Source organism: Pseudomonas sp. AF03-9 (genome assembly GCF_020515815.1).
Taxonomy (GTDB): Bacteria; Pseudomonadota; Gammaproteobacteria; order Pseudomonadales; family Pseudomonadaceae; genus Aquipseudomonas.
This window is the reverse complement of record NZ_JAHPJF010000004.1, coordinates 1-14,889: the sequence shown is the minus strand read 5'-3', so window position 1 is coordinate 14,889 and position 14,889 is coordinate 1. Positions and strand designations below refer to the sequence as shown.

The 14,889-nt window shown below is 59.0% G+C and carries 12 protein-coding genes; 3 read left to right on the top strand and 9 right to left on the bottom strand.

Annotated features, from left to right (window positions below; all coding sequences use genetic code 11):
• Nucleotides 1-15: 15 nt before the first annotated feature.
• From LIY36_RS08840 to sdhC, 5 genes are all read right to left on the bottom strand, one after another.
• Nucleotides 16-2,847 carry a 2-oxoglutarate dehydrogenase E1 component gene (locus LIY36_RS08840; protein ID WP_226455448.1) on the bottom strand — a complete coding sequence of 944 codons (2,832 nt, stop codon included), beginning with the start codon at nucleotides 2,845-2,847 and terminating at the stop codon, nucleotides 16-18.
• Nucleotides 2,848-3,108: 261 nt separating this feature from the next.
• Nucleotides 3,109-3,813: a succinate dehydrogenase iron-sulfur subunit gene (locus LIY36_RS08835; protein ID WP_003172807.1), complete on the bottom strand. Its 705-nt coding sequence runs from the start codon at nucleotides 3,811-3,813 to the stop codon at nucleotides 3,109-3,111.
• Nucleotides 3,814-3,824: 11 nt separating this feature from the next.
• The gene (gene sdhA, locus LIY36_RS08830; protein ID WP_192298822.1) at nucleotides 3,825-5,597 is read right to left on the bottom strand and encodes a succinate dehydrogenase flavoprotein subunit; all 1,773 of its coding nucleotides are present in this window, start codon (nucleotides 5,595-5,597) and stop codon (nucleotides 3,825-3,827) included.
• Between the two features lie 3 nt (nucleotides 5,598-5,600).
• On the bottom strand, nucleotides 5,601-5,969 hold the full coding sequence (gene sdhD, locus LIY36_RS08825) for a succinate dehydrogenase, hydrophobic membrane anchor protein (protein WP_016974690.1): 369 nt from the start codon (nucleotides 5,967-5,969) through the stop codon (nucleotides 5,601-5,603).
• Nucleotides 5,963-6,373: a succinate dehydrogenase, cytochrome b556 subunit gene (gene sdhC / locus LIY36_RS08820; protein ID WP_177429371.1), complete on the bottom strand. Its 411-nt coding sequence runs from the start codon at nucleotides 6,371-6,373 to the stop codon at nucleotides 5,963-5,965. The genes sdhD and sdhC overlap by 7 nt, the downstream gene beginning before the upstream one ends.
• Before the next feature lie 331 nt (nucleotides 6,374-6,704).
• Here sdhC and gltA point away from each other — a divergent pair, with 331 nt between their 5' ends.
• A complete protein-coding gene (gene gltA / locus LIY36_RS08815) occupies nucleotides 6,705-7,994 on the top strand; it encodes a citrate synthase (protein WP_226455447.1) in 1,290 nt (429 codons plus the stop codon).
• A 245-nt stretch (nucleotides 7,995-8,239) separates the two neighbouring features.
• Here gltA and LIY36_RS08810 read toward each other — a convergent pair whose 3' ends face one another.
• The 3 genes from LIY36_RS08810 to LIY36_RS08800 form a co-directional block, all read right to left on the bottom strand.
• Nucleotides 8,240-9,898 (bottom strand): cation acetate symporter, encoded by a 1,659-nt coding sequence (locus tag LIY36_RS08810; RefSeq protein ID WP_192298820.1) that lies wholly within the window; start codon nucleotides 9,896-9,898, stop codon nucleotides 8,240-8,242.
• On the bottom strand, nucleotides 9,895-10,206 hold the full coding sequence (locus tag LIY36_RS08805; protein ID WP_192298819.1) for a DUF485 domain-containing protein: 312 nt from the start codon (nucleotides 10,204-10,206) through the stop codon (nucleotides 9,895-9,897). The genes LIY36_RS08810 and LIY36_RS08805 overlap by 4 nt, the downstream gene beginning before the upstream one ends.
• A 276-nt stretch (nucleotides 10,207-10,482) precedes the next feature.
• The gene (locus LIY36_RS08800) at nucleotides 10,483-11,334 is read right to left on the bottom strand and encodes a glycine betaine ABC transporter substrate-binding protein (RefSeq protein ID WP_192298818.1); all 852 of its coding nucleotides are present in this window, start codon (nucleotides 11,332-11,334) and stop codon (nucleotides 10,483-10,485) included.
• 332 nt (nucleotides 11,335-11,666) lie between these two features.
• On the opposite strand from LIY36_RS08800, the gene LIY36_RS08795 reads away from it, so the two are divergent.
• Nucleotides 11,667-13,220 carry a glycoside hydrolase family 17 protein gene (locus tag LIY36_RS08795; protein WP_226455446.1) on the top strand — a complete coding sequence of 518 codons (1,554 nt, stop codon included), beginning with the start codon at nucleotides 11,667-11,669 and terminating at the stop codon, nucleotides 13,218-13,220.
• A 113-nt stretch (nucleotides 13,221-13,333) separates the two neighbouring features.
• Here LIY36_RS08795 and LIY36_RS08790 read toward each other — a convergent pair whose 3' ends face one another.
• On the bottom strand, nucleotides 13,334-13,702 hold the full coding sequence (locus tag LIY36_RS08790) for a hypothetical protein (protein WP_192298816.1): 369 nt from the start codon (nucleotides 13,700-13,702) through the stop codon (nucleotides 13,334-13,336).
• Between the two features lie 237 nt (nucleotides 13,703-13,939).
• On the opposite strand from LIY36_RS08790, the gene LIY36_RS08785 reads away from it, so the two are divergent.
• Nucleotides 13,940-14,889 (top strand): serine/threonine protein kinase (locus LIY36_RS08785; RefSeq protein ID WP_226455445.1); only part of this gene is annotated, 950 nt, incomplete at its 3' end.

The window sequence follows — 14,889 nt, the reverse complement described above, 5'->3', positions numbered from 1 at the left end:
GTCAGCGCGAAGGCGTTAAACAGTGAAAGCATCTTGCAGCAGTTTTTCCTGCTGCTCGGCGTGCATCGACGCATAACCACACGCAGGTGCAGCAGAAGCATCACGACCGGCGTATTCAAGGCCCAGGGCCTTGTTATGGTTGCCGATGCTACGACGCAGGTGATGCTGGCTGCTGTACCACGCGCCCTGGTTCATCGGTTCTTCCTGGCACCACACCACATTGGTGAGGTTGGTGTAAGGCGCGATGGCCTCCATCAGGTCGTCTTCCGGGAACGGGTAAAGCTGCTCGATACGCACGATGGCGATGTCTTCGCGGCCTTCGGCACGACGTTTTTCCAGCAGGTCGTAGTAGACCTTGCCGCTGCACAGGACCAAGCGAGTCACCTTGGCCGCGTCCAATGCATCGATTTCTGGAATCACGGTCTGGAACGAGCCTTCGGCCAGATCTTCCAGGGTCGAGATGGCCAATTTGTGACGCAACAGCGATTTCGGAGTCAGCACTACCAGCGGCTTGCGCAGCGGGCGGATCACCTGGCGACGCAGCAAGTGGTAGATCTGGGCCGGCGTAGTCGGCACGCACACCTGGATGTTGTGCTCGGCGCACAACTGCAGGTAACGCTCCAGACGGGCCGAGGAGTGCTCCGGCCCCTGACCTTCATAACCGTGTGGCAGCAGCATGGTCAGACCGCACAGGCGGCCCCACTTGTGCTCGCCGCTGGTGATGAACTGGTCGATAACCACCTGGGCACCGTTGGCGAAGTCGCCGAACTGGGCTTCCCAGATCACCAGCGCGTTAGGCGTGGTGGTGGAGTAGCCATATTCGAACGCCAGCACGGCTTCTTCGGACAGGAACGAGTCGTACAGGTCGAAACGTGGCTGGCCTTCGTACAGGTGCTTGAGCGGCACATAGGTGCCCGCGTCTTTCTGGTTGTGCAATACCGCGTGACGGTGCGAGAACGTACCACGGCCGATGTCCTGGCCGGTCATGCGGATCGGGTGACCTTCGAACGCCAGGGTCGCGTATGCCATGGTTTCGGCATAACCCCAGTTGATCGGCAGGCCGCCGGCTTGCATCTTCTGACGGTCTTCGTAGATCTTCGCAACCTGGCGCTGTACGACGAAGCCTTCCGGAATTTCCAGCAGCTTGGCAGACAGTTCCTGCAGGGTTTTCAGATCGAACGAGGTGTCGTGACGCGCGGTCCAGGTGTGACCCAGGTATGGACGCCAGTCGACGAACAGCTCTTTGTTCGGCTCTTTGACCAGGCTTTTCACTACGTGCAGACCGTTGTCCAGCGCGTTGCGGTATTCATCGATCTTCGCCTGAACACGTGCATCGTCAACCACACCGGCCTTCGTCAGGCTTTCGGCGTACAGCTCACGGGTGGTGCGCTGCTTGGTGATCTGCTGGTACATCAACGGCTGGGTGCCGCTTGGTTCGTCGGCTTCGTTGTGACCGCGACGGCGGTAGCAAACCAGGTCGATCACCACGTCACGCTTGAACTGCATGCGGTAGTCGACAGCCAGTTGGGTCACGAACAGCACGGCTTCCGGATCATCGCCATTCACATGGAGGATCGGTGCCTGGATCATCTTGGCAACGTCGGTGGCGTACTCGGTAGAGCGTGCGTCCAGCGGGTTGCTGATGGTGAAGCCGACTTGGTTGTTGATGACGATGTGAACCGTGCCGCCGGTCTTGAAGCCGCGAGTCTGCGACATCTGGAACGTTTCCAGGACCACGCCTTGACCGGCGAATGCCGCGTCACCGTGGATGGAAATCGGCAGGACTTTTTCACCGGTCGCGTCGTTGCGACGATCCTGGCGCGCACGGACCGAACCCTCGACCACTGGAGAAACGATTTCCAGGTGGGATGGGTTGAAGGCCATGGCCAGGTGAACTTCACCGCCGGTGGTCATCACGTTGGACGAGAAGCCCTGGTGGTATTTAACGTCACCGGAACCCAGCTCGACCTTCTTCTTGCCTTCGAACTCGTCGAACAGTTCACGCGGGTTCTTGCCGAAGGTGTTGACCAACACGTTCAGACGACCACGGTGAGCCATGCCGATCACGATTTCCTTGGTGCCGTAGGAACCGGAACGCTGGATCAGCTCGTCGAGCATCGGGATCAGGCTTTCGCCGCCTTCCAGACCAAAACGCTTGGTACCTGGGTATTTGGTGCCCAGGTATTTTTCCAGGCCTTCGGCAGCGGTCACGCGCTCAAGCAGGTGGCTACGTACGTCAGCGGACAATACCGGACGACCACGCACGCCTTCCAGACGATGCTGGAACCAGTGGCGTTGCTCGGAATCGGTGATGTGCGTGAACTCAGCGCCAATGGTGCGGCAATATGTCTGCTGCAACGCTTCGTGAATTTCGCGTAGGCTCGCTTCCTCTTTGCCGATGAACAGGTCTCCGGCACGGAAGGTCGTATCAAGATCGGCATTGGTCAAGCCGTAATGATTGATCGACAGGTCAGCAGGTGCAGGACGCTGCCAGAGCCCCAGCGGGTCAAGCTGGGCCGCCTGGTGGCCACGCATCCGGTAAGCCTGGATCAGTCGCAGTACTTCAACTTGCTTCTTCTCATGCTCACTGCTCACGCTGCCGGCGGAAACCGGTTGGGCGCGGCGCTGGTTCTTTGCCAGCAGCACAAATTGATCGCGAATTGTTGCATGCGATACATCGGTGGCAGCGTTGCCGTCTGAAGACAACGTCTGAAATTTGGTGCGCCATTCTTCTGGCACAGCGTTAGGGTCGTGCAGGTAGAGCTCATAAAGCTCTTCCACATAGGCAGCGTTACCACCTGAAAGATAGCCGCTGTTCCACATGCGCTGCATCACGCTTTCTTGCATGCTTGGTCACCCTCGATTTGGGGACACCACCGGCGAAAACACCGAGTTTGCTTGCAAAAGGCCAAGTGCAGCGACCAAAACAAGCCACTTAGGATCACGCTGATAGTTCGGGTACCAACCCGAATGCCCCTGCTTGTCTCATTTCTTCAAAATAAGAGCTGCGGCTTTGTAAGTCGCTGCTCAAGTTAAAACTACGGCGCCGGTTGAAGCCTGCGCCGCAGCATTTACGGGCACAACGGTCCTGCTTTGCTACAACGTCAGTTACACGCCGCTTTGCAGCAGCATATTACGGATGTGACCAATGGCCTTAGTCGGGTTCAGGCCTTTGGGACATACGTTGACGCAGTTCATGATCCCGCGGCAGCGGAATACGCTGAACGGGTCATCCAGTGAAGCCAGACGCTCGGAGGTCTTGGTGTCACGGCTGTCTGCCAGGAAGCGGTACGCTTGCAGCAGGGCAGCTGGACCCAGGAATTTATCCGGGTTCCACCAGAAGGATGGGCAAGAAGTCGAGCAGCAAGCGCACAGGATGCACTCGTACAGACCGTCAAGTTTCTCACGCTCTTCCGGGGACTGCAGACGTTCGATGGCCGGAGCCGGCGTGTCGTTTTGCAGGAACGGCTTAACTTTCTCGTATTGCTTGTAGAAGATGCTCATATCGACAACCAAGTCACGGATAACCGGCAAACCTGGCAGCGGACGAACGATCAGCTTGTTACCTTTAACCACGGCGGACAGCGGCGTGATGCACGCCAGGCCGTTTTTGCCGTTGATGTTCATGCCGTCGGAACCGCACACACCTTCACGGCAAGAGCGACGATAAGAGAAACCTTCGTCCTGCTCTTTGATCAGTGCCAACACATCCAGCACCATCAGGTCTTTACCACCGGTATCGACCTGGAATTCCTGCATGAACGGCGCAGCGTCCTGATCAGGGTTGTAGCGATAAACACTGACTTTCAACATGGCAGCCACCCTTAGTAAGTCCGAATCTTCGGTTCAAACGTCGGAACCGTCTTCGGCGAGAAGTTCACGGCACGCTTGGTTACGCGCTTGTCACCCGGGAAGTACAGGGTGTGGCACAACCAGTTTTCGTCGTCGCGATCTTCAAAGTCTTCACGGGCGTGGGCACCACGGGATTCTTTACGAACCTCGGCAGCGATTGCGGTCGCTTCGGCCACTTCCAGCAGGTTTTGCAGCTCAAGGGCTTCGATACGAGCGGTGTTGAACGCCTGGCTCTTATCGTTGATCTTGACGTTGGCGATGCGCTTGCGCAGGTCGGCCAACTGGGCGATGCCCTTCTGCATGTACTCGCCGGTACGGAACACACCGAAGTAGTTCTGCATGCAGCTTTGCAGCTCGCGACGCAGGGTTGCTACGTCTTCGCCATCAGTACGCTCGTTCAGAGCGTTCAGACGCGCCAGGGCAGCTTCGATGTTGGCGTCGGTGGCGTCATCGTATTCGATGCCGTCGGTCAGCGCTTTTTCCAGGTGCAGGCCGGCAGCACGGCCGAATACCACCAGGTCGAGCAGCGAGTTGCCGCCCAGACGGTTGGCACCGTGAACCGATACGCAAGCCACTTCGCCTACCGCGAACAGGCCGTGGATGATCTCGTCTTCGCCTTCGGCGTTCTGGGTGATCGCCTGGCCATGAATGTTGGTCGGCACGCCGCCCATCATGTAGTGGCAAGTCGGAACAACCGGAACCGGAGCAACCACCGGGTCAACGTGAGCAAAGGTCTTGGACAGCTCGCAGATACCTGGCAGGCGGCTATGCAGGACTTCTTCGCCCAGGTGATCGAGCTTCAGCAGTACGTGGTCGCCATTCGGGCCACAGCCGTTGCCGGCGATGATCTCTTTAACCATCGAACGGGCCACAACGTCACGACCAGCAAGGTCTTTCGCGTTCGGAGCATAACGCTCCATGAAACGCTCGCCGTGCTTGTTGATCAGGTATCCACCTTCACCACGGCAACCTTCGGTAACCAGTACACCAGCGCCGGCGATGCCGGTCGGGTGGAACTGCCACATTTCGATGTCTTGCACCGGCACGCCGGCACGCAGTGCCATGCCAACGCCGTCGCCGGTGTTGATCAGGGCATTGGTGGTCGAAGCGTAGATACGGCCTGCACCGCCAGTCGCCAGCACGGTAGCCTTGGCGCGGATGTAGGTGGTTTCACCGGTTTCGATGCAGATCGCGATCACGCCGACGAACTCGCCTTGCGAGTTCTTCACCAGATCAACCGCGTAGTACTCGTTCAGGAACGTGGTACCGGCTTTCAGGTTGCCCTGGTAAAGGGTGTGCAGCAGCGCGTGACCGGTACGGTCGGAAGCGGCGCAGGTACGGGCAGCCTGCCCGCCTTTACCGTAATCCTTCGACTGGCCGCCGAATGGACGCTGGTAGATACGACCCTGTTCGGTACGGGAGAACGGCAGACCCATGTGGTCCAGCTCGAACACCGCAGCCGGGCCTTCCTGACACATGTATTCGATAGCGTCCTGGTCACCGATATAGTCGGAACCCTTGACGGTATCGTACATGTGCCAGCGCCAGTCATCGTTCGGATCGGCGGAGGCGATGGCGCAGGTGATGCCACCCTGGGCCGATACGGTGTGGGAACGGGTCGGGAACACCTTGGTGATCACGGCTGTCTTGTGACCGCCCTGTGCCAGCTGCAGCGCAGCGCGCATGCCGGCACCGCCACCACCAATAATGATGGCGTCGAATGAAATAGTTGGAATGTTAGCCATGGATCAGATACCCCAAAGAATCTGCACACCCCAGACGAAGTAAGCGAACATCGCGACGCCGCAGACTGCCTGGAAGAGGAAACGTACTGCGGTCGCGGACTTGCCCAGCGCCATTGGCGTCAGGTAGTCGGTCGCGATGGTCCACATGCCGACCCAGGCGTGAGCGCCCAGGGCTACAAGGGCCAGCAGACTGAAGATTCGCATCGCATTATGGGAAAACAGGCCGTGCCATTGCTCATAGCTGATGCCTGGATTTGCGACGAGGTATCCGATCAGGAAGATGAAATAAGCCGCGAGAACGACCGCAGACACACGCTGTGCCATCCAGTCATAGAGGCCCGAACGCGAAAGGTTCGTAACGCTGGTTACCATATCCAAACTCCTGCCAGAACGATCAGCACCACGGAAATGGCGATGATGATTTTCGAGCCCAGGCGGCCGCCTTCCAGCGTCTCACCGATACCCGCATCCATGATCAAGTGGCGCACACCGGCTACCAGGTGATACAGCAGAGCGGACAGGAGGCCCCATGCTACGAACTTGGCCAGCGGGCTGGTCAAGCATGCCTTCACCTCGGCGTAACCTTCCTCGGAACCCAGGGATTTGCTCAATGCGTAAAGCATGATGCCCAAGCCCAGGAACAGGATGATGCCGGAAACACGGTGCAGGAACGACGTAACGCCGGTGATGGGGAGTTTGATGGTCCTTAGGTCTAGGTTTACAGGTCGTTGGCTATTCTTCACGGCTTTTTTTTCACACTGAAGAGCCCCTAACAATCAGGGCAAAGTTGTAGGGGAGTGCACTGGTCAGGTAGCACCACCCAGGGAGTGCGACCCCCAATGAAAGCAAGCCCAAAAGCCCTTGGCGGTCGGTGGCCGAGTATAGACAGTTAGGTTACTAATGACAACGCGCCTGCCTCACCCTAATAGCTGATTGCGCTGGCGGTATAAAAGGCGTAAATGGCAGGCAATTTCGAGGAAAAAGTACGGTTAAAGCCTTCTGGTGCAAGACTTTAGGCAAATTGACATCTGGATTTATATCAATATAGTGGTGCGGGCCCTGCGTGGGGGGTCTGTCTGATGATTTGAAGCATAAATAGGAGGCCACATGGCTGACAAAAAAGCGCAGTTGATCATCGAGGGCGCAGCCCCCGTCGAGCTGCCCATTTTAACCGGCACCGTTGGTCCCGATGTTATCGACGTACGGGGCCTGACGGCCACGGGCCGTTTTACATTCGACCCAGGCTTCATGTCGACCGCCTCTTGCGAGTCGAAGATCACCTACATCGATGGTGATAATGGCATTTTGCTGCATCGCGGCTACCCGATCGAGCAACTGGCCGAGAAATCGGACTACCTGGAAACCTGCTACCTGCTGCTAAATGGCGAACTGCCAACAGCCGAGCAGAAAGCCCAGTTCGTCAGCACCGTGAAGAACCACACCATGGTTCACGAGCAGTTGAAGACCTTCTTCAACGGCTTCCGTCGCGACGCCCACCCAATGGCCGTCATGTGCGGTGTGGTCGGCGCCCTGTCGGCCTTCTATCACGACTCCCTCGACATCAATAACCCGCAGCATCGCGAAATTTCCGCGATCCGCCTGGTTGCCAAGATGCCGACCCTGGCCGCAATGGTTTACAAGTACTCCATGGGTCAACCCATGATGTACCCGCGCAACGACCTGACGTACGCGGAAAACTTCCTGCACATGATGTTCAACACCCCGTGCGAGATCAAACCGATCAGCCCGACGCTCGCCAAGGCCATGGACCGGATCTTCATCCTCCACGCCGACCACGAGCAGAACGCATCGACCTCCACCGTGCGCCTGGCAGGCTCCTCGGGTGCCAACCCGTTCGCCTGTATCGCCGCCGGCATCGCCGCACTGTGGGGCCCTGCCCACGGCGGTGCGAACGAAGCCGTATTGACCATGCTCGATGAAATCGGCGATGTCTCGAACATCGACAAGTTCATCGCCAAGGCCAAGGACAAGAACGATCCGTTCAAGTTGATGGGCTTCGGTCACCGGGTCTACAAGAACCGCGACCCACGCGCCACCGTCATGAAGCAGACCTGCGACGAAGTGTTGAAGGAACTGGGCATCAACAACGATCCGCAACTCGAACTGGCCATGCGCCTGGAAGAGATCGCCCTGACCGACCCGTACTTCATCGAACGCTCGCTGTACCCGAACGTCGACTTCTACTCGGGGATCATCCTGAAGGCGATCGGCATTCCAACCAGCATGTTCACCGTGATCTTCGCCCTGGCGCGGACCGTAGGCTGGATCTCCCACTGGAAAGAAATGCTCTCCAGCCCGTACAAGATTGGCCGCCCGCGCCAGCTGTACACCGGCTACGAGTCGCGTGACATCACCAAGCTGGAAGATCGCAAGTAAGCATTCACCTGCTTAGCTGGATCGAGAACGGCCTCCCTTAGTGGAGGCCGTTTTTGTTTGTGTCGCCGGCACCATCGCCATCGCAGGCAAGCCAGCTCCCACATTCGACTGCATTCCAAGGGATGTACTCAGTCAAATGTGGGAGCTGGCTTGCCTGCGATGGCGACAGCCCAGACACCCCATAACCCCAGACAAAAAAATGCCCCGGCCTTGCGACCGGGGCATTTTCCTATCCAGCTACAACCTTAGTGATTGACCGCCCCACTCGCCCCCAGGCCAGTCTGCGAACGCACAAACTGCGGGAAGTACAGTGCACGCTCCTTCTCTGCCGCCGCCGACTTGTCGGTGATGGAGAAGAACCAGATGCCGATGAACGCAATGACCATCGAGAACAGCGCCGGGTACTCATAAGGGAAGATGGCTTTTTCATGGTGCAGGATCGAGACCCAGATGGTCGGACCGAGGATCATCAGGCCAACGGCACTGACCAGGCCCAACCAGCCGCCAATCATCGCGCCACGGGTGGTGAGGTTTTTCCAGTACATGGAAAGCAGCAACACCGGGAAGTTACAGCTGGCGGCAATGGAGAACGCCAGGCCAACCATGAACGCGATGTTCTGGCTTTCGAACAGGATACCCAGACCGATCGCCAATACACCCAAGGCCACGGTGGTGATCTTCGACACGCGAATCTCGTCTTTCTCGTTGGCCTTGCCTTTCTTGATCACGCTGGCGTAAAGGTCATGGGACACCGCCGACGCACCGGCCAGGGTCAGGCCGGCAACCACCGCGAGGATGGTTGCGAACGCCACCGCCGAGATGAAGCCCAGGAAGATACTGCCACCCACCGCGTTGGCCAGGTGCACCGCCGCCATGTTGTTGCCACCGAGCAAGGCGCCTGCTGCATCCTTGAACGCCGGGTTGGTGCTGACCAGCAGGATCGCGCCGAAGCCGATGATGAAGGTCAGGATATAGAAGTAGCCAATGAAACCAGTGGCGTACAGCACGCTCTTACGCGCTTCCTTGGCGTCGCTTACGGTGAAGAAGCGCATCAGTATGTGCGGCAGGCCGGCGGTACCGAACATCAGTGCCAAGCCAAGGGAGAATGCCGAGATCGGGTCTTTCACCAAGCCGCCAGGACTCATGATCGCTTCACCTTTCGGGTGAACCTTGATCGCCTCGGAGAACAGCACGTTGAAATCGAAGTTGACGTGCTTCATCACCATCAGCGCCATGAACGAGGCACCGGACAGCAGCAGCACTGCCTTGATGATCTGCACCCAGGTGGTCGCCAGCATGCCGCCGAACAGCACGTACATGCACATCAGGATGCCCACCAGGATCACCGCAACGTGGTAGTCCAGGCCGAACAGCAGTTGGATCAGCTTGCCCGCACCCACCATCTGCGCGATCAGGTAGAACGCCACCACCACCAGCGAGCCACAGGCCGACAGGCTGCGGATCTGGGTTTGCCCGAGGCGGTAGGACGCCACGTCGGCAAAGGTGTACTTGCCCAGGTTACGCAGGCGCTCGGCGATCAGGAACAGAATGATCGGCCAGCCCACCAGGAAGCCGATCGAGTAGATCAGGCCATCGTAGCCGGAGGTGAACACCAGCGCGGAAATCCCCAGGAAGGACGCCGCCGACATGTAGTCACCGGCAATCGCCAGGCCATTCTGGAAACCGGTGATCTTGCCGCCGGCCGCATAGTAGTCGGCCGCCGATTTGTTGCGCTTGGACGCCCAGTAGGTGATGCACAGGGTGGCGCCGACAAACGCGACAAACATCACGATGGCCGACACGTTCAGGGGTTGCTTGTGCACTTCACCGGTCAATGCGTCCGCAGCCCAGAGGGCCGGAGCAAACAGCGAAGCGACGAATACTGCCAGTAGACGCCCGATCATTGCGCAGCCTCCTTGAGAATCGCATTGTTCAGGTCGTCGAATTCGCCATTGGCGCGGCGCACGTAGATGCCGGTCAGGACGAAGGCAGACACAATCAGCCCGACGCCCAGGGGAATACCCCAGGTAATCGAGGAACCGGGGCTGATCTTGGCCCCCAGCACTTGTGGCCCGTAGGCGATCAACAGGATGAAAGCGGAGTAAAGCCCGAGCATGATCGCCGAGAGAATCCAGGCGAATCGTTCCCTTTTTCTCACCAGCTCCTTGAAACGCGGGCTGTTTTGAATCGAGAGGTAAATGCTGTCGTTCATTGTTTTTATCCTCGCAGCACAGCTTTTTTATTATTTTGGAACGTATCCACTGTATGCGGCTGCCGTAGAGGTTCCAGACGACCTTAGTCTTAGATCGAGTGTAGCGAGGGATTGCGTGAACGCTGGAGGATTTGCAAAGGGTCAAATAAGTGTGGGAGCGGGCTTGCCTGCGAAGGCGGCGTGTCAGTACCGAATCGATCGGCTGACACACTGCAATCGCGGGCAAGCCCGCTCCCACATTAGGTTGGCGGTGTACTTGTTGCTACAGGTGAAGGGTTATTTAGCGGTCCACTCGGCAACACGCTCAGGGTGCTTGGCTACCCAATCCTTGGCTGCTGCATCGGGCTTGGCGCCCTCTTGGATTGCCAGCATGACTTCGCCGATTTCATCCTTGGAGGCCCACTGGAATTTCTTCAGGAAGGCCGCGACTTCCGGCGCTTTCGCCTCCAGGCCCTTGCTGCCGATGCTGTTGACGGTCTCGGCAGCGCCATAAACGCCTTTTGGATCTTCCAGGAAACGCAGTTTCCACTTGGCAAACATCCAATGTGGCACCCAACCAGTGACCGCAATGGATTCCTGCTTGTCTTCGGCGCGGGTCAGTTCGGCGATCATCGCTGCGCCCGAGCTGGCTTGCAGTTTGTAATCGAGGCCGTACTGCTTGATGGCTTCGTCGGTTTTGAGCATCACGCCTGAACCGGCGTCGATGCCGACGATCTTGTTCTTGAAGGTGGTGTCGGTCTTGAGGTCTTCGATGGACTTGGCTTTCACATACTCCGGCACGATCAGGCCGATTTTTGCATCCTTGAAGTTGGGGCCGTAGTCGACCACCTTGTCCTTGTTCTTGGCCCAGTACTCACCGTGGGTCACTGGCAGCCAGGCGGAGAGCATGGCGTCGAGTTTGCCGGTAGCCACACCCTGCCACATGATCCCGGTGGCGACCGCTTGCAGTTTCACGTCATAACCGAGCTTGGCCTTGATCACCTCTGCCGCCACGTGGGTGGTGGCAACGCTGTCGGACCAGCCGTCCACGTAACCGATGCTCAGGGTTTTGCTGTCGGCGCTGGCCAGTGTGGAGCTCATCGCAACTACCAGAGTGGCAGCTGCGCCCAAGAGTCGTCGCATCTTCATCGTACTTCCCCGAAAGTGCTGCGCCCGGCGGATGCCGAGCGACGTCAACCTGTTGTTATGTGGTGCGCCGCGCTCCCATCACGCGCATCGATCCGGCTGCTGCGGCGTCAGTGGAGTGCTGACACCTCGATCATCAACCCGTCGGGACTTGGAACCTGCTCTGTCAGCGACCTTACCCAAGCAAGAAACGACATCACAACGCCAGCAGGAGGCTTTGTAGGAAATGACGTCAAAATTCCGCCCGAACTTTGCATGTCAAAATCATGCGGCCCCACTGGGACCGGCCAAATCCGGGTAAGATGCGCGCCTTTGCTCTCCCAGATAAGCCGACCATGCCTGCGACTGCCCGCTTCCCTGCCCTACCCTATTTCTTCGCCTTGATCCTCGGCCTGCTGGCCCTGGTCGGTTACTGGTATGGCCTCGGCCGTCCCGTGGTGCTGCCGGATGTGGCCAGCGCCAGCCACAAGATGCAATGCGCGTCCTATACGCCGTTCGACAAGGACCAATCACCGTTCGACCAGCCGTTCAAGCTGCGCCCCGAACGCATGGACGCGGACCTCGCCTTGCTGGCCACCCGTTTTGAATGCATCCGCACCTACTCCATGACCGGCCTGGAAGCCCTGCCAGAGATGGCGCGCAAGCATGGCTTGAAGGTCATGGCGGGCGCCTGGGTCAGCAGTGATCCCATCGCGACCGAAAAGGAAATCAACGAACTGATCGCCTCGGCCAACGCCAACCCTGATGTCGTCACCGCGGTGATCGTTGGCAACGAGGCGCTGTTGCGCAAGGAAGTCACCGCCAAGCAGCTGGTGACGCTGATCCACACCGTCAAAAGCCAGATCAAGCAGCCGGTGACCTACGCCGATGTGTGGGAATTCTGGCTGCAACACCCGCAAATCGCCCCGGCAGTGGACTTCCTCACCATTCACCTGTTGCCCTATTGGGAAGATGATCCGTCCGGCATCGACCAGGCGCTCAAGCACGTCGGCGATGTGCGCCAGACCTTTGGCAACAAATTCGCGCCCAAGGATGTGCTGATCGGCGAAACCGGCTGGCCCAGCGAAGGCCGCCAGCGTGAAACCGCGGTGCCGAGCCGGGTCAACGAGGCCAAATTCATGCGCGGTTTTGTAGCCATGGCCGAGGCCAATGGCTGGCACTACAACCTGATCGAAGCGTTTGACCAGCCGTGGAAACGCGCCAGTGAAGGTGCCGTGGGTGGCTATTGGGGCCTGTTCGATGCAGACCGCCAGGACAAGGGCATCCTCGCCGGGCCGGTGACCAACGTGCCGTACTGGCCGCTGTGGCTGAGCGTGGGCGGGCTGATCCTGCTGGGCACATTGGCACTGGGTGGCCGCGTGCGCAGCGCGCGTGCCGCGCTTGCCCTGCCGCTGCTGGGTGCGGTGGCGGCCTGCTCCATCGGGACGTGGGCCGAACTCACCCGCGTCACTGCACGCTTTGGTGATGAATGGGTGTGGGCCGGCTTGCTGGTGCTGCTGAACCTGCTGGTACTGGCCCACGCCGCCCTGGCCTTGAGTGCCCGGGACGGTTGGCGTGAACGGGCGTTCAACTGGCTGGAGCAACGTGCGGGCTGGCTAGTGGCGATTGCCGGTTTTGCGGGGGCCGTGATGATGCTGGCGTTGGTGTTTGACCCGCGTTATCGCAGCTTCCCAAGTGCGGCGCTGGTGTTGCCGGCGTTGGTTTACCTGGTGCGTCCGGTCACTGGTCCGCGCCGGGAGATCGCCTTGCTGGCCTTCATCATCGGCGCCGGCGTTGCGCCGCAGTTGTACCGTGAGGGGCTGATGAACCAGCAGGCTTGGGGCTGGGCACTGGTCAGCGTGTTGATGGTAGGGGCATTGTGGCGCTGCTTGCGGGTACGCAAGGCTTAAGACCGCTATCGCAGCGATGCGGCGACCCGACAAGCCAGCTCCCACAGTTGACCGAGTACATCTTTTGGAATGTGCTCAAGCGTGGGAGCTGGCTTGCCTGCGATGGGACCCTATCAGGCAACCCGAGGCTTCCTGACCAACCGCAACCCCGCAACCACCAGCGCAAACACCGCAAACGTGGTGTTGTACAACGCCAGCGCCGGCAATCCGAACACCATCCCCAGCAACGCCAGCCACCAGCCCACGCGACCCGGCACAAAAAATGCGACGAGCGACGCCACCAACGCCACCCAGCCCAGCACCTTGAAGTGGATCATCAAGCCCAGGTTCGAACGCAACTGGCACTCCCAGCGCCCGGCTTCGTCGGCGCAGATCCCCACCCAGCTGCCATCCTCCATAAAACCGTAGCGCGCGCCATAACTGGCGGCCAGCCATAGCGGCAGGGCAATAAGCAGCAGGATCAGCGGCAAACGACGGGACATGGGGGCACTCCGATAGGCAAAAACGGCGCTCAGCTTAATGCCCCGGCAGCCGTTAGCAAGGCGCATACACACAATTTGTGTCCATCAACGCGTGGCAAAGTGTATCGTCTGGCAACTATTACCCCGATTCCGACGTTATTTACCGACATTTCGTGCCGAGTGATGGCACTTCGGCGACAACGCGGTGGTCATAGCCTGCGAACTTCATTAAGCACGTTTCCTCTTAGGGATTTAGTCATGCTCCGTTCCTTGCGCTGTGCCGCCCTCTTGGGCAGCCTTTTTCTGAGTGCGTCAGCACTGGCGGTCGATATTGACCAAGCCAGCTATGGCTACCCTTTGACCAACCCGTTTGAAGCGACCATCGCCACCACCCCGCCCGACCTTCGGCCAAAACTGCCGAGCGACGACGAGATCAACCAGTCCGACTACACCCTGACAATGCGTCCCGAGCGAGAATTCAGCCTGCCCGACAACTTCTGGCCGGTAAAGAAGCTCACCTACCGCATCGCCAAGCAGGACCGCGCCGCACCGCTGATCTTCCTGATCGCCGGCACGGGTGCGCGGTTTGACAGCAGCATCAACGAATACCTGAAAAAACTGTATTACCAAGCCGGCTACCATGTGGTGCAGCTGTCGTCGCCGACCAGCTTCGACTTCATCAGCGCCGCCTCGCGCTTCGCCACCCCGGGGATCACCCAGGAAGACGCCGAAGACATGTACCGCGTGATGCAAGCCGTGCGTGCGCAAAACGCCTCCTTGCCGGTGACCGACTTCTACCTCACCGGCTACAGCCTCGGCGGCCTGGACGCGGCGTTCGTGGCCAAACTGGACGAGACCCGTCGCAGCTTCAACTTCAAGAAAGTCCTGTTGCTGAACCCGCCGGTCAACCTCTACACCTCGATCACCAACCTCGACAAGCTGGTACAGACCGAGGTGAAGGGCATCAACAACACCACCACCTTTTATGAATTGGTGCTGAGCAAGCTGACCCGCTACTTCCAGCAAAAGGGCTATATCGACCTCAACGACGCCCTGCTCTACGACTTCCAGCAATCCAAGCAGCACCTGACCAACGAACAGATGGCCATGCTGATCGGCACCTCGTTCCGCTTCTCGGCGGCCGATATTGCCTTTACCTCGGACCTGATCAACCGCCGCGGCCTGATCATCCCGCCGAAGTACCCGAT

Coding starts and splice junctions, on each gene's coding strand:
- gltA (WP_226455447.1), top strand. CDS start 6,705: ATGGCTGACAAAAAAGCGCAGTTGATCATCGAGGGCGCAGCCCCCGTC.
- sdhA (WP_192298822.1), bottom strand. CDS start 5,597: ATGGCTAACATTCCAACTATTTCATTCGACGCCATCATTATTGGTGGT.
- sdhD (WP_016974690.1), bottom strand. CDS start 5,969: ATGGTAACCAGCGTTACGAACCTTTCGCGTTCGGGCCTCTATGACTGG.
- LIY36_RS08840 (WP_226455448.1), bottom strand. CDS start 2,847: ATGCAAGAAAGCGTGATGCAGCGCATGTGGAACAGCGGCTATCTTTCA.
- LIY36_RS08835 (WP_003172807.1), bottom strand. CDS start 3,813: ATGTTGAAAGTCAGTGTTTATCGCTACAACCCTGATCAGGACGCTGCG.
- LIY36_RS08795 (WP_226455446.1), top strand. CDS start 11,667: ATGCCTGCGACTGCCCGCTTCCCTGCCCTACCCTATTTCTTCGCCTTG.
- LIY36_RS08810 (WP_192298820.1), bottom strand. CDS start 9,898: ATGATCGGGCGTCTACTGGCAGTATTCGTCGCTTCGCTGTTTGCTCCG.
- LIY36_RS08805 (WP_192298819.1), bottom strand. CDS start 10,206: ATGAACGACAGCATTTACCTCTCGATTCAAAACAGCCCGCGTTTCAAG.
- LIY36_RS08790 (WP_192298816.1), bottom strand. CDS start 13,702: ATGTCCCGTCGTTTGCCGCTGATCCTGCTGCTTATTGCCCTGCCGCTA.
- LIY36_RS08800 (WP_192298818.1), bottom strand. CDS start 11,334: ATGAAGATGCGACGACTCTTGGGCGCAGCTGCCACTCTGGTAGTTGCG.